Below are 21,658 nucleotides of genomic sequence, written 5' to 3' on the forward strand. Positions count from 1 at the left end.
GAATCAAGGGTATTAAAGGAAGCAATTATGCCAGGTAAAGTAACGGCATGATAAGCCCCTGGAAGGAGCTTTTATCGGAGGAGCCCCTCATGGCGGCTGATGCCCCCGCCAGCGAATTATGAAAATGTGGGTTAAGGCAAAATTATTTTTGGTAGGACCCTATTTGGAGGAGTGGCGAGACTAAGTGGATTATAGTAAAACCTTAAATCTACCCCGTACAGATTTTCCTATGCGGGCCAATCTGCCCCAGCGTGAACCCGAGATCCTTAAGTTCTGGGAGGAAAACGACATCTACGGCAAGGTTCAGGAGGCCAACAGGGGTAAACCCAAGTTTATCCTCCACGACGGCCCGCCCTATGCCAATGGTCACCTGCACCTGGGTCATACCTTAAATAAAATCCTTAAAGATATTATTATCAAGTATCATTCAATGAACGGTTATGACGCCCCCTATGTACCCGGGTGGGATACCCACGGCCTTCCCATTGAACAGCAGGCCATTAAGAATCTGGGACTCAACCGCCACGCCGTCGACGTTGTTGAGTTCCGTAACCGCTGCCGGGACTATGCTCTGAAGTATGTCAATATCCAGCGGGAAGAATTTAAACGCCTGGGGGTGCGGGGCGACTGGGAGCATCCCTATTTAACCCTGGAACCGGAGTACGAAGCCATCCAGATAGGTATATTTGGCGAGATGGCCAAAAAGGGCTATATCTACAAGGGTTTAAAGCCAGTCTACTGGTGCACCGACTGTGAGACAGCCCTGGCGGAAGCCGAAGTGGAGTACGGCGAGGAACGCTCACCCTCTATTTATGTTAAATTTCCGGTAGCCGACGCCAGGGGCCTCTTTGAGCCCCGGGGGAGTTCCATCGTTATCTGGACCACCACCCCCTGGACCCTACCGGCCAACGTAGCCATCGCCCTGCACCCGGAGTTTAAGTATGTTCTCATCCAGGTAGGGGAGGAAAGGCTGCTCATGGCCGCCGAACTGGTTCGGCCGGTGCTGGAGCTTTTGGGAGTAAAGGATTACCAGGTGGTGGCTACCTTTACCGGCAGCGAGCTGGAAGGGGTCGTCTGCCGTAATCCCCTCATGGACCGGGATTCCGTGGTGATTTTAGGAGAACACGTTACATTGGAACAGGGTACCGGGTGCGTGCATACCGCTCCCGGACACGGTCTGGAAGACTATGAGGTGGGCATGCGTTACCATCTGCCGGTACTTTCCCCCCTTGACGACCGGGGCCGCTTTACGGAGGAAGGAGGCCAGTTCGCCGGGCTCTTTATCGATGAGGCCAACAAAGCCGTGGTCAAGGAATTGGAAGCCCGGGGAGCCCTCTTGCACTTTGGTTTTATCAAGCACCAGTACCCCCATTGCTGGCGTTGTAAGCATCCCATTATCTTCCGGGCGACGGAACAGTGGTTTGCGTCAATTGAAGGGTTCCGGCAAGAAGCCCTGGAAGCCATCAAGAAAGTCAAATGGATCCCATCCTGGGGCGAAGACCGGATTTATAACATGGTAGCTGACAGGAGCGACTGGTGCATCTCCCGTCAGCGCACCTGGGGTGTACCCATTCCCATCTTTTACTGTGCCAACTGCGGCCGGGAGATAATCAACGACGCCACCATCAGCCACCTCCAGGAACTCTTCCGGAAGCACGGTTCGAACGTCTGGTTTGCCCGGGAAGCCGGGGAACTGGTGCCGCCGGGGCTGAAATGTCCCGAATGCGGCAGCAAAGAATTCCGCAAGGAAACGGATATTATGGATGTCTGGTTCGATTCCGGTTCCAGCCATGCCGCCGTGCTGGCCACCCGTCCGGAACTGGCCTGGCCGGCCGACCTTTACCTGGAGGGTAGCGACCAGCACCGTGGCTGGTTTAATTCCTCCCTGTCAACGGCTGTGGCTACCAGGGGTCGCGCCCCTTACCGCCAGGTTCTGACCCATGGTTTCCTGGTGGACGAAGAGGGTCGCAAGATGTCCAAGTCACTGGGCAACGGTATTGACCCGGCGGATGTTATCCGGCAAAGGGGAGCCGACGTCCTGCGCCTCTGGGTGGCTTCGGCCGATTACCGGCGGGATGTGGCTGCCTCGGAGAATATCATGCGCCAGATTACCGAGGCTTACCGTAAGATTCGCAATACCTGTCGCTTCCTCCTGGCCAACCTGGCCGATTTTGATCCCGGGAAGGACCAGGTCCCAAGGGAGGAGATGCTGGAGCTGGATCGCTGGGCCATGAATCGCCTGCAACGCCTGATAGCCAGGGTTACCATGGCCTACGACGATTATGAGTTCCATGTGGTCTACCATACTATCCATAACTTCTGCGCGGTAGATCTAAGCGCCGTCTATCTGGATATCATTAAAGATCGTCTCTATACCTGGCCGGCGGCTTCCAAGGGTCGGCGTTCGGCCCAGACTGTCCTTTACGAAACCATTAACGTCCTGGTACGCCTCCTCACCCCCATCCTGGCCTTTACGACAGAAGAGATCTGGCGTTACCTTCCCGGTGAGGACGACCGGCCAATCAGCGTCCAACTGGCCGGTTGGCCCCAGGTAAAAACCGAGTTTCTCGATGATGAGCTGGAGGAAAAATGGAAAAGGATTCTTCAAGTTCGCGATGTCGTCGCCCGGGCCCTGGAGCGCGCCCGCCAGGAGCAGGATCTGGGGAATTCCTTAAACGCCGCCGTCCATCTCTACCCTGATGCCGACATGTACCAGTTCCTGAAACCCCTCGGGGATGAACTGGCAACTATCATGATCGTGTCCAGGGTTGACCTGCACCAGCCGGGAGAGGAAGCACCGGCGGGCAGCCTGGAGGCACCTGAACTGCCGGGCCTGAGGGTCTATGTCACCGGTGCTCCGGGGCAGAAGTGTGAGCGCTGCTGGATGGTCAGTGAAACAGTGGGGCAAGACACCGATCACCCCACCCTTTGCCGCCGCTGTGCCACCGTTGTTAAGGAGATGTATATGAACGGGTAAAAAAGCTGCGTCGGGTCTATACTAAGAAGGTCAGGCCGGAAGGCCCGGGCACCTCCCCGGAAGGGAGTTATTTCAAGGCGAAAGGGTGGTCCGGTCCGGTGATGACGTTCCGGGACGAGGACTTTTTGCCTGTTGAAGTACCCGTAGGGGTTTCCAACCGCCATATCCACCTGTGCCGTCAGGATCTCGATACCCTATTCGGCCCCGGTTACGAACTGACAGTGTATCGTCAACTCAGCCAGCCGGGGGAATACGCCGCCAGGGAAACAGTCACCATCGTCGGCCCTCGCGGTGTCCTGGAAGGTGTCAGGGTCCTGGGGCCGGTGCGGTCCTACTCCCAGGTGGAGATAGCCATGACCGACGGTTTCCGCCTGGGACTAAAGCCCCCTGTAAGGGAATCCGGCGACCTGGAGGGCACACCGGGGATCGCCGTTGTCGGCCCGTCCGGGGCCCTGACTCTGCACCGGGGAGTTATCCTGGCCGCCCGCCATATCCACATGGAGGCCGAGCGAGCCGCGTCCCTTAACCTCCATGACGACCAGCGGGTCCAGGTTCTGGTACCGGGCATGAGGGGGATGATCTTTAATAACGTAATCGTCCGGGTGAGCCCCAACTTTCGCCTGGAGCTACACTTGGATACCGACGAGGCCAATGCCGCCCTGCTGGCCAACGGCGATAAAGTAAAAATCCTGCGTCCCTGACGCGGGATTTTTTGTTATAAGCACCGTGGGTCAGGGAAAGCTATCTTTTAAGCGCGGTGGAACGCGTAGCTCCTGGGCGGTGCGGGGATATGACGCCGTCCGGAGAAAAGACTTTACGGGGTGTTCGCTTCTTGAATGAAGTAGAGCGCGGCACTGCCTTCCTGGCCGATAAAGTGCAACAACTGATTACCACCATCGAAAAAGCTAATGTCGCGGAGTGGGTTGAACTTTACCGCCGGCCAGGCCGGCTGCTTTACTTGAACTTCGCCGCTGGCATAGCCCGGGGCCTGGGGATCGCCGTTGGTTTCACCATCCTGGGCGCCATTGTAATCTACATTATCCGCGAGCTGGCCCTGTTGAACCTGCCGGTCATCGGCAAACTCATTGCCGAGATCGTACGCATGGTCCAGCAGGAGGTGTATTAGTGTCCCCTAAAGTTTCCCAGCCGAGAACCCCGAAGCCAGGAAGGCTGTACCTGGAGAGGGGGCATCTAGGGAATTGATAAAAAAGGAGGAAACCACCATGGACCGACAGTCCCTGGCCCATTTTCGCCAGAAGCTGCTGGAGGAAAAAGCGGGCCTGGAAGAACAGCTTGATTCCTTAAACAGCGGTGGCCTGGGGGAGTCCCTGCTGGAATCCACCCAGGAATTATCCCGCTACGACAACCACCCCGGGGACCTGGGCACGGAGGAATTCGAGCGCGGTAAAGACCTGGCCCTGCGGGACAACGTCCAGGTCCAGTTACGAAAAATTGAAGACGCCCTGCAAAGCATAGCCGAAGGTACCTACGGTTACTGTCGCCGCTGCGGCCGGGAGATCCCCCGGGAGCGCCTGGAGGCCATACCGGAGACTACCCTCTGCCTGGAGTGCCGCCGGAAAATGGAGGGGAAGGCTGATAAACACTCCCGCCCCGTGGAAGAGGCCGTCATCCTGCCTCCCTTTGGCGGCCAGACTACGGATCCCCACCAGAAACACGCCGACGAGGAAGAGGCTGTTGAGTATGACGGTGAGGACGTCTGGCAGGAACTGGGCCGGACCATCGAACACGCTTCCGAGGCCCGCAGCGGTTCCTACTTCGGTCCCCTGGACCTCGATGAAGATCAGGGCTTTGTGGAAGCCGTAGAGAATATCCCTTATTTCAGGGGCGCCGACGGCATGTTTTACGAAGACACCGGGGCCTACCTCGAAGACGAAGGGGCCCCGGAGGAAAAGGTGATCGGCGACGCCGGCTGGGATCGGGTGCTGAAGGGAGAAGGGGATAGGGAACATCAGTCGTAGGGCATAGTTTCCAGGGTGTCATTGGCTTTGCCGAAGGAGAAGACCTTAGTGGTATCCTCTTCCGGCAGATGGCGCTCAAAGTCGCCACAGTTGGTATCCAGGCCGTTCCTGGTCACATGGATGGTGTCCAGCCGGCAGAAGCCGCTGCCATCGTGATGGACGCAGAAGTAAACCTCACAGGGTATCCGGGGCAAGGCAAATCACCTCCAAAAGATAGTTTACCCCCGCAGGTTATCGTGGTATGATTAGAAATTGAATAGGGGGTTAAGCGGATGTATAAAGCCCTGACCATTGCCGGTTCCGATTCCGGCGGCGGTGCCGGCATTGAGGCTGACCTGAAGACCTTTGCCGCCCTGCGTGTTTACGGTACCTGTGCCATAACCTCGGTCACGGCCCAGAATACCCTGGGAGTTCAGGGTACCTTTGACCTGCCGCCCGAGTTTGTCGGCCGCCAGCTGGATTCCATCCTGAGCGATATCGGCGCCGATGCCGCCAAAACAGGCATGCTGGCCAACACCGGTATCATCGAAGTCGTGGCCGCCAAAGTCCGGGAATACGGCTTGCAAAAGCTGGTTATCGACCCGGTTATGGTAGCCAAGAGCGGCGACCTCCTCCTGGCCCGGGATGCCCGCCAGGCTTTGAAGGAAAAGCTGCTGCCCCTGGCGCTGGTGATTACGCCCAACCTTGACGAGGCCGGGGTATTGACCGGCCGGGAGATCGCTACGGAAAAGGAGATGGCAGATGCCGCCCGGGAGCTTTATGACCTGGGTGTCCCCTATGTGGTGATCAAGGGCGGCCACCTGGCCGGGGAGGCTACGGATATTCTCTTTGACGGAAGGGAAATCCGGACTTTTACCACCCCGCGGCTGGACAACCGCCATACTCACGGTACCGGCTGTACCTTTTCCGCCGCCCTGGCGGCCCTCCTCGCCCGGGGCCTGGCGGTAGCGGAGGCGGTGGCCGGGGCCAAGGAATATATCACCCGGGCCATCAGCCAGGCCAGGCCTATCGGTAAGGGTTACGGGCCGGTCCATCACCTGGTGGATTACTACTCCTGGGGGGATTAGCTTGCCCTTTTTACTCCTGGCGCTTCTGGTCCTGGCCATCGACCAGCTCAGCAAGTATATGATTCGGACCAACTTCCAACCCAATGAGAGCCTGCCGGTAATCGGGTCTTTTTTCCACCTGACCTATGTCCACAATCCCGGGGCGGCCTTTGGCCTGCTGGCCAATAAAACCCAGGTCTTTGTAGGGGTTACCGTGCTAGTGGCCATCATCATCCTGGCTGCCTATCGTTATTTACCACCGGACCGGCCCTTGCTGCGCCTGTCCCTGGCCCTGATGCTGGGTGGCGCCCTGGGTAACCTTATCGACCGGCTGCGTTTCGGCTACGTAGTGGACTTTTTAGACCTGCGTATCTGGCCGGTCTTTAACCTGGCCGACATGGCCATTGTTTTCGGGGTGATCATCCTTTGCTGGCAGTTATTGCTGCCGGCCGGGGAGCAGGGCAGGGAACCGTGACCAGGGAAGTGGAAGTCGTGGTTCCACCGGAAGCCAGGGGCCGGCGTATCGATGCCTGGCTGGCCGGCGAACTGCCGGAGGTATCCCGTTCCCGCATCCAGCAGCTCCTGGAGGCCGGGGAGATTACCCTGGCCCTCCCGGGCCGTCTCAAAGCCAACTACCGTCTCCGGGGTGGTGAAAGGGTCCGGGTGCGGTTACCGGAGCCAACCCTGCTGGCGGCCAGACCGGAAGCCATTCCCCTGGACATCCTCTATGAGGACGAGGATATAATCGTCGTCAACAAACCCCAGGGAATGGTAGTGCACCCGGCGCCGGGGAGCGAGGGTGGCACCCTGGTAAACGCTCTATTGTATCACTGCGGGGACCTGTCGGGGATTAACGGCGTCTTACGGCCCGGCATTGTCCACCGCCTGGACAAGGATACCTCGGGCATCCTGGTGGCGGCCAAGAACGACGCCGCCCACCGCGGCCTGGCGGCCCAGATCAAGGATCACAGTATGAAAAGGATTTACCTGGCCCTGGTCCACGGTGAGGTGGCCGAACCCCGGGGCCGGGTGGAAGCCCCCATCGGCCGCCACCCGGTGGACCGCCAGCGCATGGCCGTTACCCTGAAGAACTCCCGGCCGGCCGTTACCCATTACCGGGTGGTGGAGCATTTTCCCGGCTATACCCTCCTGGAAGCGCGCCTGGAAACGGGCCGTACCCACCAGATCCGGGTCCATATGGCCTTTATCGGCCACCCGGTAGTAGGAGATCCCAAATATGGTCCCCGCCGTTGCCCCTTTGCGGTTCCCGGACAACTCCTCCACGCCGGGTGCCTGGGGTTTGTTCACCCTGTACGGGGCGATTACCTGGAGTTCACGACACCACCCCCGTCGATTTTTTTACAGGTCCTGGAGCAGTTACGCCGGGCAAAAGGAGAGAAGTAGATGCCGGATCAATGGGTAACCGTCGCCGTCCGGGATTGGATTGAAGCCCAGTTGATCAAGGGCCTGCTGGAATCCTCGGGCTTCCTGGTCCGCCTGCAGGCTGAGCCCCTGGGAAAGGTTTATGGATTAACTGTGAGTCCCATGGGCATGGTCCTGATCCAGGTGCCGGAGTCGCTGGCTGAACAGGCGCGGACGCTCCTGGCGGCGGAAAAGGGGGAGGAAACCTCCGGTGCCGGGTAAACTCCAGAACAGGCTGAATGATCTCGACGGCCGGGAATGGCTCTACTGGACCGACACCCTCTATATCACCGCCTACCCTCCCGATGCCACCCACCCTTTGCGAAAAAAACACGGGGCCATGAAACCGCCGGAGGTAATGGCCGAAATAATACGTTTTTTTACTAAAAAAGGAGAACTGGTCTTGGACCCCTTTGCCGGGGTAGGGGGAACCCTCCTGGGGGCGGCCCTGGCCGGGCGGGCCAGCCTGGGCTTTGAACTGGATCCCCGCTGGGTGGATATCTACCGGACCATCCAGAGGGATTTTGTAATCGCCGGTGGCGTTTTCCGCCGCCGGGAGGAAACGGTATCTACAGGGACGGAGGTAGACGGGGAGATGCGCCAGGGCGACTGCCTGGAACTCTTACGCCAGCTAGAGGGGGAATCTGTGGCGGCGGTAATTACCGATCCCCCCTACGGCATTAACCACGGTGCCCGGGGTTTTCCCGGAGAGACCAACTTTAATATGACTTCCCCCCGGAGAAGCGGTGACCTGGGGCAGGCCCCCGACCTGGAGTCTTTCTTAGCCCGCCTGCAGGATATAGGGCGGGAGATCCATCGGGTCCTCTGGCCGGGACGCTACCTGGTCATGCTGGTTGGGGACCGTTACCAGGAGGGGGAGTACGTCCCCCTGGGGTTCCTGGTGGCTGAGGCCATGCGCCAGGTCGGCTTTAAATTTAAGGGGGTTAAAATCTGGTCCAATAAGGCCACCCGTCGGCCCTTAAAACCTTATGCCGTCAAATCTGTCTTTGTCCCCAATATTACCCACCAGAATATCCTCATTTTGCGGAAGGAATAACCATGCGAGAGTTGCTATCTGTCGGAGCCCAGGTAGGTTCCCTTTTTTTCTATGTTGCCCTGGGCTTCCTCGGGCGACGGCAACAGATCCTGAACGCCCGGGGTGATAAGGTCGTCTCGGATATTATCTTTTACTTTACCATGCCGGCCCTGACGGTTACCTCCATGAACCTTAAGGTATCCGGAACCGAATTAATAAACGCCTGGCTGATCCTGGCCGCCTCCCTGGTGCTGGTGGTGTTTTCTTATGCCCTGACCGTCCTGGTGGCGGCCTGGTTACGCCTGCCGCCCCGGGCCGGCTATGCCTTCCAGTTCACCACCGCCTTTGGCAATGTAGCTTACCTGGGTTTCCCGGTGGCCTATATCCTTTTCAGACGGCTGGGGGTCTTTTACGCCGCCATGTATGCCCTGGGCCATAACCTCCTTTTCTGGACCCTGGGGGTGTGGCTGATGCAGGACCACGAGCACCAGGGCCCGGTCTGGCGCCAGGTATTTAATATCAACGTCCTGGCCATTATCCTGGGTTTTGCCCTGGCCCTTCTCCACTGGCAGATACCGGAGCTTCTTTTCCATCCCCTGGACAGTCTGGGCCAGGCTACGGTTCCCCTGGCCCTCCTCCTGGTGGGCTCCATGCTGGCCGAGTCGCCGGTCCGCACCTGGGCGGGGAATAAAAACGTCTACCTGATGACTGCCATCAGGTTAATAATCTTCCCGGCCCTGGCCTTCCTGGCCATGCTCTTACTACCGGGCTGGGATAAAACCGCCCGGGCCCTTATAGTCATGCAGATGGCCATGCCGGCGGCAGCTATCGCCCCGGCGGTCGCCCGGAAGTATAATGGCGACTACAACCTTATATCCGAAGGGGTGGTGGCAACCACCTTGATTTCCCTGTTAACTATCCCTTTCTGGTCTTGGTTGGCAAATTACCAAATTATGACATAAAAAATTATTTTTCTAGCAGGAAAAATTTACCTGGGTGTCAAACCTTATCTGGTAATTTATGGTTAACCCTAAAAACCAGGAAGAGGTGACACCCATGGCCAAAAAACCTAAAAGTATGCCGGTACCCAAAATAACTAAAGTAAAAGTGACGGGAAAAATAGATTCCCTCACCGACTTTTTGAAGCTGCGCCTCTTTGAATACTCCCCCCAGTCTGTAGAAGAATTGATTCACGAGGCCCGGCATCGCCTCTTGCCCAACCAGCTACCGGCCAAAGTGCAAAAAAACGTCAACCGCTGCCTGACCAAGAACCCCTGCTTCCGCAGTGAAGGGAAGGGCCTCTGGTGCCTGCGCCTGGACGGCTTGAAGGAAAACGACGCCGGCCACCGGGTGCTCCAGGCCCAGGGAGATGCTTTACGCTTAAACGAGATTAACCAGGAGTTGAAGGAGGCGGGGAAGCCAGAAATACAGGGCGAGCAGAAACTGGTATCTGACGGCCGCTTTATCCGGCTCAAGGACGGCCGCTGGGGGTTGATCCACTGGACCTATATTGAGCCGGAACCCGCCATTGAAATAGACAGGGGACAGATGGAAGTCGCGGCGACTGCCGGAAAGACTACCCCCGGAAATAACCCGGCAGCAGTAGCGCCGGCGGCAGCCGCAACCGGCGGCAAACCCGCACCCGCCGCCGTGGCAGCGCCACCCACCGGTGGGAAAATGGCAACAGCGAATTCCATGAAAACAGGACCCGGAAGCGACCCGGCGCCCCAACCTGCAACCGGCAAGCCTGCCCCTGACGGCCGGGTAGACGACCCGCCCACGATCTTGCCCCTGGCCAGGCCTGCCCTGGCCGGTGGCCAGGAGAATAAGGATACCGATTTCTGGGATAAACTCTTCCTCTTGAAACATACAGGGGAAAAAACGTCCCCGGCGACTCCGGCCGCTACCAGGGAGATTAGGGAGCAGCCGGCCTGGGAAGAGATAGCCGCCGGTGCCGAGGCGGCCAGCCTATCCCTGGATACGGGTCTGCCCGGCCGGGCGCTCAAGGAATTCAGCCTGATTAACGGCGGCAAGTCCGGTTCCGGACGTCAGGTGGAGCTAAAGGACAGTGAACGGGAAAAACTGCAGCAGGAGATCCAGGACCTGCGCCAGGAGAATAAAAACCTCCTCGGGGATCTGGAGAAGCTCCACCGGCGCAAGGAGGAACTGCGCCAGGAGCTCACCCAGCTGGAAGAGCAACTGGTTAACCTGCGGGTCGAGCGGGATACCTTGAAAAAGCGGGTCAGCCATCTGGAAACGCGCCTGATGCAGCTTCAGGGCACCCTGAATAAAACCGTCAGCGACGCCCAGGCGGAACAATCCCGCCTGAAGCAGCAACTGCGGGAGCAGGAGTACCGCCTCCAGACTACCCTCATCGCCAATGAGGATCTGGAGCGAACGGTGGCCGACCTGCAAAAGGAGCGCCAGGACCTGAAACGCCAGCTCTCCTTCTGGCCGGTACGCCTGGCCCTGCGCCTCGCTTCCCTCCTGGGCTTCAGCCTGCCCCGAGAAAGGGCACGGGCCAGGGCCTATGGCCGTTAGCTTTATTTAAAGCAGCCGTTGCTGACTATTGATAATAACAGCAACAATGATTTATAATATCCTTGATAAACTTACCCCGAGGTATCGGGGTATTTTTGTGGAGGATTAGGCCATTGACCGAGGTTGTTCGGGCTCGGGGCCTGGTAAAAAGGTATAACGGCTTCCCGGCTGTCAAGGGAATAGACTTCGACGTGCGGCCAGGTGAGTGTTTTGGCTTCCTGGGTCCTAACGGCGCCGGGAAGACTACCACCATTAAAATGATCCACTGTTTCACCCCGGTGAGCGACGGTACCCTGGAGGTGCTGGGGTATGACGTCCGCAGGCAACCCCGCCAGATCAAGGCCCGGCTGGGGGTGGTGCCCCAGGAGGACAACCTGGACCCGGAGCTGACGGTAGTAGAAAACCTGCTCCTCTACGCCAGCTATTTCGACCTTCCCCGTGGAGTCGCCCGGGAGCGGGTAGGGGAACTCCTGGTCTTCGCCAACCTGGAGGATAAAGCAGGGGTAGAAGTCGAACACCTCTCCGGGGGGATGAAGAGGCGCCTGGCCATCGCCAGGGGGCTCATCAACAACCCCGGGCTCCTCATCCTGGATGAGCCAACCACCGGCCTGGACCCGGAGGCCCGGCATCTGGTGTGGGAGAAGATGCGTCAGTTGAAGGCCGGTGGGGTGACCCTGATCCTGACCACCCATTATCTGGAAGAAGCGGCCCAGCTCTGTGACCGCCTAGTGATCATGGATCACGGGATAATTCTGGAAGAAGGCTCGCCGCAGGAGCTGGTAGAACGCCACGTCGGTCGGGAGGTCCTGGAACTTAGCCCCGTCGATGGCCGCGGCCGGGAGATCCTGAACCTGGTAGATGGCATGATCCTGGCTTCCCAGTTTATAGGCCGGACCCTTTACCTGTACACCACCAGGGGGCGGGAGGTCTGGCGCCGGATCCAGGATGGTAACGGTCACTTCAGCCACCAGGTGTTGCGGCCGGCCACCCTGGAAGACGTCTTCCTGAAACTTACCGGCAGGAATCTTTCCTAGCCTGCAAGCAGCGCCGGAAAGGGGGCCTGCCCCGCCCGGCAGTATCCGCCGGTTGGAAAAATAGGTTCGGAGGCCTGAGGATGGAGTTGGATCTCTCTTACCGCGCCTGGAAGGTCTTCTGGCGCAACTTTGTCGTCTTTCGCAAGACCTGGCTGACCAACATCATGTTTAATTTCCTTGAGCCCCTCCTCTACCTGGCGGCCATGGGCTACGGCATGGGCCATTACATCCCGGCCATCAAGGGGATGAGCTATCTCCAGTTCCTGGCTCCCGGCCTTATCGCCTCCTCGGCCATGTGGGCCACGGCCTCGGAGTGTACCTATGACAGCTTCGTGCGCATGAAGTTTCAAAAGACCTATCATGCCATAGTGGCCACCCCGGTGAGCCTGGATGAAGTGGTCGTCGGCGAGATGCTTTTCGGGACCTTTAAAAGCGTCCTTTACGGCACGGTGATTTTGTTGGTCATCCTGCTCCTGGGCCTGGTGCCGTCACCGGCAGCCCTGCTGGTACCGCCGGTCCTGGTATTATGTGGCTTTGCCTTTGCCGAACTGGGCATGATCTGGACCGGCCTGGTTCCCAAGATAGATACCTTTAGCTACTTCTTCACCCTGATTATTACCCCCATGTTTCTTTTTGCCGGGGTTTTCTTCCCCCTGGATGCTATGCCGTTAATTGTCCAGCGCCTGGCCTGGTTGATTCCTCTTTACCACATAGTGGAATTGGTGCGCCCCCTGGTCCTGGGGCAATTGAGCTGGGGGCTACTGGGGCACGTTGCCTGGTTGGTAATCTTCATTGCCATTTTTTTCTATCCGCCCATTTATCTGTTGCGCCGTCGTTTGACCGGTTAACAGGTTGTCCCTGGCAGCGGGATGTGCTATCCTAGTTTTGGTTTTGAAAGTAATTTGAACAGGGGGCAACTACCATTATTACCTTCGGTACACTTTTCAGTCCCTATGCGTGGGTGTTGATCATCGGTGCCGCCCTGGTAATCTTTGGCCCTAAAAGGTTGCCGGAAATAGGCCGCGGCCTGGGCCGGACGGTCAAAGAATTCAAAAACGGCCTGGATGACAGCGAAAAAAATAAAAAGGAGTAAGGTTTGCCGATGCTCAACCGTCCACTTCTGGCCATCGATATCGGCGGCGGTACCCAGGACATCCTCCTCTACCGGCCGGATCAGCCCCTGGAAAACTGCGTCCAGCTTATTTTGCCCTCACCCACGGTCATCTGCGGCCGGCAGGTGGAGGCGGCCACGGCCGCCAGGCAGGACGTATTCTTAAGGGGGCATCTCATGGGCGGCGGCGCCCTGGTGGGTGCCCTGCGTCGGCACCTGGCCGCCGGCTGCCGGGTTTACGCTACCCCGGAGGCGGCGCGGACGGTCTACGACGACCTGGAGCGGGTGCGCCAGCTGGGTATAGTTATAACTGACCAACCGCCGGAGGACGCTGTTACTATCAAAACCGGCGACGTGGACCTGGCCACCCTGGCCGGAAGCCTGGCGCCCTACGGTGTGAAGCTGCCGGCAGAGGTGGCCATCGCCGTCCTCGACCACGGCGAGGCGCCACAGGGTATGAGCGACCGCGTTTTTCGTTTCCAGCACTGGCAGCGCTTCGTGGCCGGCGGCGGCCGTCTGGAGGACCTCCTATATCGGGAACCGCCCTCCTACCTCACCCGGATGAAGGCCGTCAGGGAACAGGCCCTTGGCGCCTGGCTCATGGACACCGGGGCGGCCGCCCTGTGGGGCGCCCTCGAAGATGCCAGGGTGGCGGCCCGCAGTGAGGAAGGCCTGGTTATCATCAACTGCGGCAACCAGCACACCATCGGCGTCCTGCTTAAGGGGCAACGGGTGCTGGGACTGTTCGAGCATCATACCAGCTGCCTGAGTGGCCACAAACTGGCCGCCTTTATCGAGAAGCTACGGGCCGGGAAGCTTACCAACGAAGAGATCTTTAACGACGGCGGCCACGGCTGCTATATTGATCCATCCTATCAGCCGGGAGATGGTTTTCGCTTTGTAGCCGTGACGGGACCGCAACGCCGGCTGACCATTCACCAGGACTACTACTGGGCCGCCCCTTACGGCGACATGATGCTCAGCGGCTGTTTCGGCCTGATAGCAGCCGTAGCCGGGGTGAAAATTAACCCTTGACAGGGGACAAAGGATGGTCTAAACTACGGCCTTGAGGGTCCTTTTAAGTTAGTCCGGCGAGGCTAGCAAGGGAGTAAGAAATTGAAACTCGTGGTACGCTAAGCCTGCGCCAGCAACAGCGCAGGCTTTTTAGTGCCCGGAAGGAGTGGCAAAAATGGAGCTGATGGTTAAAGCCAGGATCATGGACGCCGATAAGCTGCGCCGTACCCTGACCCGCATCGCCCATGAGATCCTGGAGCGCAACCGCGGCACCGAGAATCTGGTCTTGATCGGCATCCGGCGGCGGGGAGTGCCCCTGGCGGAACGCCTGCAGAAACTGATCCGGGAGATTGAAGGAGTAGAGGTGCCCCTGGGGATTCTGGACATCACCCTTTATCGGGACGATCTCACGACCTTAAGCGTCCAGCCAGTCATCCACCGGACGGAAATCCCCTTTAATATTAACGGCAAAAAGGTGGTCCTGGTAGATGACGTTCTCTTTACCGGCCGCACCCTGCGGGCGGCCCTGGATGCCCTTATCGACCTGGGCCGGCCCCAGAACATCCAGCTGGCGGTGATCATCGACCGGGGCCACCGGGAACTGCCCGTTCGCGCCGACTATGTAGGGAAAAACGTCCCGACTTCACGGAAAGAGGAAATAGCCGTCCAGCTGGTGGAAATCGACGGCGTGGATCAGGTATTGATCAGGGAATTACCCGAAGAAGCCGATGTCAATCCTTGAAATTAGTCCGGCGAGGCTAATAAGGATGGGGGCGGCAACGTTCTCCTTATTAGCCGGCAGAGCAATAAGGAGTTTTTTTATGCCTGGAAACGGAGGGATTGCACTTGCGCCTGCAGCGTAAAGACCTGCTGGGATTAAAGGACCTCTCGGCAGAAGAAATTGAACTCATCCTGGAGACGGCAGCCCCCATGAAGGAGATTCTGGGCCGCGATATTAAAAAGGTTCCCACCCTGCGGGGTAAGCTGGTAGTTACCATGTTCTACGAGCCTAGTACCCGGACGCGAACATCCTTCGAACTGGCCGCCAAGTATATGGGCGCCGACACTATGAGCATCGCCACGGCTACCAGCAGTGTCCAGAAGGGGGAATCCCTGCGGGATACCGCTCGCACCCTGGCGGCCATGGGTACCGATGCCGTCATCATCCGCCACAGCGCCGCCGGCAGCCCGGCTTTACTCGCCCGGACCATCGAGGCCTCGGTCTTAAACGGCGGCGACGGCATGCATGAGCATCCCACCCAGGCCCTCCTGGATATGTTTACCATCAAGGAAAAGCTGGGCGGTTTTAAGGGGCTCAAGGTAGCTATCCTGGGGGACATCCTCCACAGCCGGGTGGCCCGCTCCAATATCTGGGGCCTGACGAAAATGGGGGCGGAGGTAAGGGTTGTCGGCCCGGCCACCCTTATACCTCCGGAAATTGAAAACCTGGGCGTCAAGGTCTACTACAACGCCGAGGAAGCTCTGAAAGGTGTGGACGTGATCAACGTCCTGCGCATCCAGAGGGAACGGCAGAAGAAGGGCCTCTTCCCGTCCCTGCGGGAGTACGCCCGTCTCTATGAACTTACCCCCGAGCGCCTGAAACTGGCCCGGCCCGGCGCCCTGGTCCTGCATCCCGGTCCCATGAACCGGGGCATTGAGATCGCCCCGGCGGTGGCCGACGGCCTGCAGGCGGCTATTACTGAGCAGGTCACCAACGGGGTGGCCGTGCGCATGGCCCTGCTTTACCTGTTGATTGGAGGTGCCAACTGATGGCGATTTTAATAAAAGGCGGGCGGGTTATTGACCCGGCTCGAAACCTGGATGGACGGCAGGACATACTCATCGAAGGCGAGAAAATAACTACCTTGGCAGCCAATCTCGAGGCCCCGGCCGGAGCGCGGGTCATCGACGCGGGAGGCATGATTGTCACCCCCGGCCTTATTGATATGCATGTGCACCTGCGCGAACCGGGCTACGAGCAGAAGGAGACCATCGCCAGCGGCACCCGGGCGGCGGCTGCCGGCGGCTTTACGGCCGTGGCCTGCATGGCCAATACCAACCCGGTGGCCGACAGCGCCAGTGTTATCTACTTTATCAAAGAAAAGGCTCGGCAGGAGGGGGTAGTCCGGGTTTACCCGGTGGGCGCCCTTTCCAAAGGCCTGGAAGGTAAAGAAATCGCCGAGATCGGCGACCTGGCGGCAGCCGGGGCGGTAGCCATCTCCGACGACGGCCGCCCGGTCATGAACGCCCTGGTCATGCGCCATGCCCTGGAGTACGCCAAAATGTTCAACCTGCCGGTAATCAGCCACTGCGAAGACGAAGCCCTGGCCAACGACGGCCTGATGCATGAAGGCCTGGTGGCCACCATCCTGGGCCTCAGGGGCATCCCGGCGGCAGCCGAGGAGGTCATGGTGGCCCGGGATCTCATCCTGGCGGAATTGACCGGGGGAAGGCTGCACCTGGCCCATGTCAGCACGGCCGGGTCCGTCCGCCTCCTTAAGGAGGCCCGGGCCCGGGGGGTCAGGGTAACGGCCGAAGCCACGCCCCACCACCTCTGCCTAACGGACATGCTGGTCCAGAGTTACGATACCAGCACTAAAGTTAACCCGCCCCTGCGACCGGCCGGCGATGTGGCGGCAGTGGCGGCGGCCCTGGCGGCCGGCGACATCGACGTCATTGCCTCCGATCACGCCCCCCACGCCGACGAGGATAAGGACGTGGAATACGATTATGCACCCTTCGGCATGGTCGGCCTGGAAACAGCCGTGCCCCTGGTGGTGACGGAACTGATCCTACCCGGCAAATTAACCTGGCAACAGGCCATCAAGTCCTGGACGGCAAACCCGGCCCGGATTCTCAACATACCCGGCGGCAGCCTGGTCCCGGGCGGGGTGGCCGACGTGACCATAATCGACCCCGACATGGAGAAGGAAGTCGATGTCAACGAGTTCTATTCCCGAGGCCACAACTCGCCCCTGCAGGGCCGGAAGCTCAAAGGCTGGCCGGTATTGACCATTGTAGGCGGCCGGGTAGTGATGGAGAATGGGAAGATCATTGAGGAATGAACACGAGATTTTAGCTGCAAGGCTCGTAAAAAAATCGGGTTAAAAAGGGAGTGAGTGCCAGTGCGCGGGTTTTTGGTGCTGGAGGACGGAACGGTATATAGCGGCGAGGCCTTTGGTTACCCCGGCCGCTCTCACGGGGAGGTCGTTTTCAATACCAGCATGACCGGTTATCAAGAGATCCTGACCGACCCCTCCTATTGCGGCCAGATTGTAGCCCTGACCTACCCCCTGATCGGCAACTACGGCATTAACGATGAGGATCTCGAGTCGGATGGCCCCCGGGTAGCCGGCTTCGTCGTCCATGAAGCCTGCCCGCGGCCCAGCAACTGGCGGTCAACGGGTAGCCTTGATCATTACCTCCGGGAAAACCGCATCCCGGCCCTGCAAGGGGTGGATACCCGCGCCCTCACAAGGCACCTGCGCCGACGGGGCACCATGCGGGGCATCCTGGCCACGGGCGAGATGGATTTGGAGGAAATCAAGGCCCTGGCCGCTACCCGGCCGGCCCTGAGCGGCGCCAAACTGGTACCGGCGGTTACCAATGCCAAGCCGTATACCGTCGAGGGAGGGCCGCGCCGGGTAGTTCTCTATAATTTCGGCGTCAAGGAGAATATCATCCGCTGGCTGCGCCGGGAGGGATGCACCGTTACCGTCATGCCGGCCCGAAGTACAGCAGCCGCTATTCTGGCCCTCAACCCCGAAGGGGTGGTCGTTTCCAATGGCCCGGGCGACCCCAAGGACGTTCCCTACGGTGTGGCCACCGTCCGGGAACTACTGGGCCGGGTACCACTGATGGGCATTTGCCTGGGCCACCAGCTCCTGGCTCTGGCCCTGGGAGGCGATACCTACAAACTCCCCTTCGGCCACCGCGGCGGCAACCACCCGGTTAAGGATTTAAGCACCGGTCGGGTCTATATTACCTCCCAGAACCATGGTTACGCCGTCCGGGCTGACTCCCTGCCGACAGGGGCGGTCGTCTCCCATATCAACCTCAACGACGGCATGGTGGAAGGCCTGCGCCATCGGGAGTTGCCCGCCTTCTCCGTGCAGTATCACCCCGAATCCTCGCCGGGACCGACGGATTCCGAGTACCTCTTCCACGAATTTATCAGGCTGGTAGACGAACACCGGGGGCAATAACTATAATGACACCTGTTCGCAGTAGCCGGTGCTTAACGCTACCGGGAACTGAAAGGGGAGAAAGAAAGTGCCTATAAAACCGGGGTTAAAAAAGATAATGGTCATCGGTTCCGGCCCCATCATCATCGGTCAGGCGGCGGAATTTGATTATGCCGGTACCCAGGCCTGCCGGGCTTTAAAGGAAGAAGGAATGGAGGTCGTCCTGGTCAATTCCAACCCGGCGACCATCATGACCGACAGGGATATAGCCGACCGCGTTCACTTGGAACCCCTGACCCTGGATTTTGTAGCGAAGATTGTCCGCCAGGAGCGGCCCGACGGTCTGATACCCACCCTTGGCGGTCAAATGGGGCTGAACCTGGCCATGGAACTGGCCGAAGCCGGGGTTCTAGAAGAAACGGGAGTCGAACTCCTGGGAACACCCCTGACGGCCATCCAGCGGGCCGAGGACCGGGAGCAGTTTAAGGAGATGATGCTGGCCATCGACGAACCGGTACCTGAGAGCCGGATTGTCAATCGGGTGGAGGAGGCCCTGGAGTTCGCCCGGGAAATCGGCTATCCGGTCATCGTGAGGCCGGCCTATACCCTGGGCGGCACCGGGGGCGGCGTGGCCCATAACGAGGCCGAGCTCCGTTCCATTGCCCTGAAAGGGCTGAAGTTGAGCCTGATCCAGCAGGTCCTGGTGGAGCGCTCCGTTGCCGGCTGGAAGGAGATCGAGTACGAGGTCATCCGCGACAGTAACGATAACTGCATTACCGTCTGCAATATGGAGAATATCGACCCGGTGGGCATTCATACCGGCGACAGCATCGTCGTCGCCCCTTCCCAGACCCTTTCCGACCGGGAGTATCACCTGTTGCGGCGCTCGGCCCTGAAAATCATCCGCGCCCTGGGTATCGAAGGGGGTTGCAACGTCCAGTTCGCCCTGGACCCCGGGAGCATGCGCTATTACGTTATCGAGGTCAACCCCAGGGTCAGCCGTTCCAGCGCCCTGGCCTCCAAGGCCACCGGTTATCCCATCGCCAGGGTGGCCACCAAGATCGCGTTAGGGTTGACCCTGGACGAGATCCCCAACGCCGTCACCCGGGAAACAAAGGCCTGCTTTGAACCGGCCCTGGACTACGTCGTCGTCAAGATCCCGCGTTTCCCCTTCGATAAATTCTCCCTGGCCGAGCGTATCCTCGGCACCCAGATGAAGGCCACCGGGGAGGTCATGGCCATCGACCGCACCTTCAGCGGCGCCCTGTTAAAGGCCGTCCGCTCCCTGGAGTTGAAGCTTGACGGCCTTAAGGTGGCGGCCTTCCAGCGTTTCAGCGACAGCGCCCTGCGCCGCAAGATGGCTGAGGCGGACGACGAGAGGCTCTTTGTCGTCGCCGAAGCCCTGCGCCGCGGCTGGACCATCGCTTCCATCCACGAAATTACCGGCATCGACCCCTATTTCCTGGGTGAAATCGAGGCCATTGTGGCCATGGAAGAGAAACTCGTCGCCGCCGGTCCCGCCCTGGACGCGGCCACCTTAAAGCGCGCCAAAGCCATGGGCTTCAGCGACGGCGAGATTGCCAACTTTACCGGCCTGCCGCCGGCGGACATTACCCGGCTGCGGCAGGAAGAAGGCATCCGCCCCACCTTTAAGATGGTGGATACCTGCGCCGCCGAGTTTGAGGCCGTCACGCCCTATTATTACTCCTGCTATGACGTGGAAGATGAGGTACACCCCCTGGAGGGCCGCAAGGTGGCCGTCCTGGGGGCGGGGCCTATCCGCATCGGCCAGGGAATCGAGTTCGACTACTGTTCGGTCCATGCCGCCTGGGCCCTGCGCCGGGCCGGCGTGCACCCCATAATGATCAACAACAACCCGGAGACAGTCAGCACCGATTTCGACACCTCCGACCGCCTCTACTTTGAACCCCTGACACCGGAAAATGTCTTGAATGTCCTGGAAAAGGAGCAGCCGGAAGGGGTGATCGTCCAGTTCGGCGGCCAGACGGCCATCAACCTGGCGCAAACGGTGGCCGGCGCCGGTTTTCCGGTCCTGGGGACGGCGGTGGTCGATATCGACCGGGCCGAAGACCGGGAGAAGTTCGACGCTTTGCTGAACGAACTGGGTATACCCCGGCCGCGGGGCGGGACGGCAACCTCCGTGGGTGAAGTGGTAAAGATCGCCAAGGAGCTCGGTTTCCCGGTACTGGTACGGCCTTCTTACGTCCTGGGCGGCAGGGCCATGGAGATCGTCCACAGCGAAGGCGAGCTCCTAGAGTACGCCACCACCGCCGTCCGGGTGGCCCCGGAACACCCCGTCCTGGTGGACAAATACCTGCCTGGCACCGAGGTGGAGGTAGACGCCGTGAGCGACGGCGAGACCGTCCTCATCCCCGGTATCATGGAGCACGTCGAACGGGCCGGCGTCCACTCCGGCGACAGCATCGCTATTTACCCGGCCCACAGCCTGCCGCCGGGGGTGACGGAAAAGATCGTCGCTTACACCGAGCAGCTGGCCCGGGCCCTCCGGGTGCGCGGCCTCCTCAATATTCAATTTGTCATCCACCGGGGCGAGGTCTACGTCCTGGAGGTAAATCCCCGTTCCAGCCGCACGGTACCCTACCTCTCCAAGATTACCGGCGTGCCCATGGTGGCCCTGGCCACCAACGTCATGCTGGGCAAAAGCCTGCCGGAGCAGGGCTACCGGGGCGGCTTAATGCCGCCGCCGGATTTTACCGCCGTAAAGGTCCCCGTCTTTTCCTTCGGCAAGCTGTTGCAGGTGGACACCTCCCTGGGACCGGAGATGAAGTCCACCGGCGAGGTAATGGGGATTGATCCCGTCTTCGAACGCGCCCTCTATAAAGGCCTGGTAGCCGCCGGCTGCTCCATCCCCCATCACGGCACCCTGCTGGCGACCATCGCCGATAAGGACAAGGCGGAAGCAGTGCCCATCATCAAGGGCTTTGCCGAACTGGGCTTCCAGGTGGTGGCTACCGCCGGCACCGCCGGCGCCCTGGCCGCAGCGGGACTCTTCGTAGAGAGGGTGGGGAAGATCCGCGAGGGTTCGCCCCACATTATCGACTATATCCGGGAAGGGAAGGTCCACTTTGTCCTCAACACCCTCACCAGGGGCAAGATGCCCGGCCGGGACGGTTTTAAGATCCGCCGCGCCGCGGCCGAACTGGGCATCCCCTGCCTGACTTCCCTGGATACGGCCCGGGCCCTGCTCAAAGTCCTCCAGTCCCTGAAGTCCGGCGACGGGTTTAACCTCAAACCCCTGCAGGAGTATGTACCCCTTTCCCGTCCTTAACGGA

General features: G+C 59.7%; 21 protein-coding genes. 20 read left to right on the plus strand and 1 reads right to left on the minus strand.

Going from position 1 to position 21,658, the window contains the following annotated elements; all coding sequences use genetic code 11:
- The first annotated feature begins 184 nt into the window (after positions 1-184).
- The 4 genes from ileS (at position 185) to MOTHE_RS03955 (ending at position 4,956) form a co-directional block, all read left to right on the plus strand.
- Positions 185-2,977, plus strand: a complete 2,793-nt coding sequence (gene ileS, locus MOTHE_RS03940) for an isoleucine--tRNA ligase (RefSeq protein WP_011392382.1) — start codon at positions 185-187, stop codon at positions 2,975-2,977.
- A 101-nt stretch (positions 2,978-3,078) separates the two neighbouring features.
- A complete protein-coding gene (pduL, locus tag MOTHE_RS03945) occupies positions 3,079-3,678 on the plus strand; it encodes a phosphate propanoyltransferase (protein WP_053094694.1) in 600 nt (199 codons plus the stop codon).
- A gap of 89 nt (positions 3,679-3,767) precedes the next feature.
- Positions 3,768-4,103: a DUF5665 domain-containing protein gene (locus MOTHE_RS03950; RefSeq protein WP_011392384.1), complete on the plus strand. Its 336-nt coding sequence runs from the start codon at positions 3,768-3,770 to the stop codon at positions 4,101-4,103.
- A 97-nt stretch (positions 4,104-4,200) separates the two neighbouring features.
- The gene (locus tag MOTHE_RS03955) at positions 4,201-4,956 is read left to right on the plus strand and encodes a TraR/DksA C4-type zinc finger protein (RefSeq protein ID WP_011392385.1); all 756 of its coding nucleotides are present in this window, start codon (positions 4,201-4,203) and stop codon (positions 4,954-4,956) included.
- Here the strand turns inward: MOTHE_RS03955 and MOTHE_RS03960 are convergent.
- The gene (locus tag MOTHE_RS03960; RefSeq protein WP_025774297.1) at positions 4,947-5,150 is read right to left on the minus strand and encodes a DUF1540 domain-containing protein; all 204 of its coding nucleotides are present in this window, start codon (positions 5,148-5,150) and stop codon (positions 4,947-4,949) included. The two genes, MOTHE_RS03955 and MOTHE_RS03960, sit on opposite strands and share 10 nt — an antisense overlap.
- A gap of 78 nt (positions 5,151-5,228) precedes the next feature.
- On the opposite strand from MOTHE_RS03960, the gene thiD reads away from it, so the two are divergent.
- From thiD to carB, 16 genes are all read left to right on the plus strand, one after another.
- Positions 5,229-6,023: a bifunctional hydroxymethylpyrimidine kinase/phosphomethylpyrimidine kinase gene (gene thiD / locus MOTHE_RS03965; RefSeq protein ID WP_011392386.1), complete on the plus strand. Its 795-nt coding sequence runs from the start codon at positions 5,229-5,231 to the stop codon at positions 6,021-6,023.
- 1 nt (position 6,024) lies between these two features.
- Positions 6,025-6,477: a signal peptidase II gene (gene lspA, locus MOTHE_RS03970; protein ID WP_011392387.1), complete on the plus strand. Its 453-nt coding sequence runs from the start codon at positions 6,025-6,027 to the stop codon at positions 6,475-6,477.
- 8 nt (positions 6,478-6,485) lie between these two features.
- Positions 6,486-7,406, plus strand: coding sequence for an RluA family pseudouridine synthase (locus MOTHE_RS03975; protein WP_011392388.1), 921 nt, complete (start codon positions 6,486-6,488; stop codon positions 7,404-7,406).
- Positions 7,407-7,646 carry a hypothetical protein gene (locus MOTHE_RS03980; protein ID WP_011392389.1) on the plus strand — a complete coding sequence of 80 codons (240 nt, stop codon included), beginning with the start codon at positions 7,407-7,409 and terminating at the stop codon, positions 7,644-7,646.
- A complete protein-coding gene (locus MOTHE_RS03985; RefSeq protein ID WP_011392390.1) occupies positions 7,636-8,481 on the plus strand; it encodes a DNA methyltransferase in 846 nt (281 codons plus the stop codon). The genes MOTHE_RS03980 and MOTHE_RS03985 overlap by 11 nt, the downstream gene beginning before the upstream one ends.
- 2 nt (positions 8,482-8,483) lie before the next feature.
- On the plus strand, positions 8,484-9,422 hold the full coding sequence (locus tag MOTHE_RS03990) for an AEC family transporter (protein WP_053094695.1): 939 nt from the start codon (positions 8,484-8,486) through the stop codon (positions 9,420-9,422).
- A gap of 94 nt (positions 9,423-9,516) precedes the next feature.
- On the plus strand, positions 9,517-11,001 hold the full coding sequence (locus MOTHE_RS03995) for a hypothetical protein (RefSeq protein WP_053094696.1): 1,485 nt from the start codon (positions 9,517-9,519) through the stop codon (positions 10,999-11,001).
- Between the two features lie 113 nt (positions 11,002-11,114).
- Positions 11,115-12,035, plus strand: coding sequence for an ABC transporter ATP-binding protein (locus MOTHE_RS04000; RefSeq protein ID WP_162490041.1), 921 nt, complete (start codon positions 11,115-11,117; stop codon positions 12,033-12,035).
- A gap of 80 nt (positions 12,036-12,115) precedes the next feature.
- Positions 12,116-12,883, plus strand: a complete 768-nt coding sequence (locus tag MOTHE_RS04005; protein WP_011392394.1) for an ABC transporter permease — start codon at positions 12,116-12,118, stop codon at positions 12,881-12,883.
- A gap of 77 nt (positions 12,884-12,960) precedes the next feature.
- A complete protein-coding gene (gene tatA / locus MOTHE_RS12740) occupies positions 12,961-13,128 on the plus strand; it encodes a twin-arginine translocase TatA/TatE family subunit (RefSeq protein WP_071541414.1) in 168 nt (55 codons plus the stop codon).
- 9 nt (positions 13,129-13,137) lie between these two features.
- Entirely contained in the window at positions 13,138-14,181 is a 1,044-nt protein-coding gene (locus tag MOTHE_RS04010) for a DUF1786 domain-containing protein (RefSeq protein ID WP_053094698.1), read from the plus strand.
- A gap of 154 nt (positions 14,182-14,335) precedes the next feature.
- On the plus strand, positions 14,336-14,902 hold the full coding sequence (gene pyrR, locus MOTHE_RS04015; RefSeq protein ID WP_011392397.1) for a bifunctional pyr operon transcriptional regulator/uracil phosphoribosyltransferase PyrR: 567 nt from the start codon (positions 14,336-14,338) through the stop codon (positions 14,900-14,902).
- 104 nt (positions 14,903-15,006) lie between these two features.
- Positions 15,007-15,930 carry an aspartate carbamoyltransferase catalytic subunit gene (locus MOTHE_RS04020; protein ID WP_011392398.1) on the plus strand — a complete coding sequence of 308 codons (924 nt, stop codon included), beginning with the start codon at positions 15,007-15,009 and terminating at the stop codon, positions 15,928-15,930.
- Positions 15,930-17,225: a dihydroorotase gene (locus MOTHE_RS04025; protein ID WP_011392399.1), complete on the plus strand. Its 1,296-nt coding sequence runs from the start codon at positions 15,930-15,932 to the stop codon at positions 17,223-17,225. Before MOTHE_RS04020 ends, MOTHE_RS04025 begins: the two co-directional genes overlap by 1 nt.
- 60 nt (positions 17,226-17,285) lie before the next feature.
- Positions 17,286-18,365: a glutamine-hydrolyzing carbamoyl-phosphate synthase small subunit gene (carA, locus tag MOTHE_RS04030; protein WP_053094699.1), complete on the plus strand. Its 1,080-nt coding sequence runs from the start codon at positions 17,286-17,288 to the stop codon at positions 18,363-18,365.
- Between the two features lie 67 nt (positions 18,366-18,432).
- Positions 18,433-21,654: a carbamoyl-phosphate synthase large subunit gene (gene carB, locus MOTHE_RS04035; protein WP_053094700.1), complete on the plus strand. Its 3,222-nt coding sequence runs from the start codon at positions 18,433-18,435 to the stop codon at positions 21,652-21,654.
- The last annotated feature ends 4 nt before the right edge of the window (positions 21,655-21,658 follow it).

The organism is Moorella thermoacetica (genome assembly GCF_001267405.1).
Classification (GTDB): Bacteria; Bacillota; DSM-521; order Neomoorellales; family Neomoorellaceae; genus Neomoorella; species Neomoorella thermoacetica.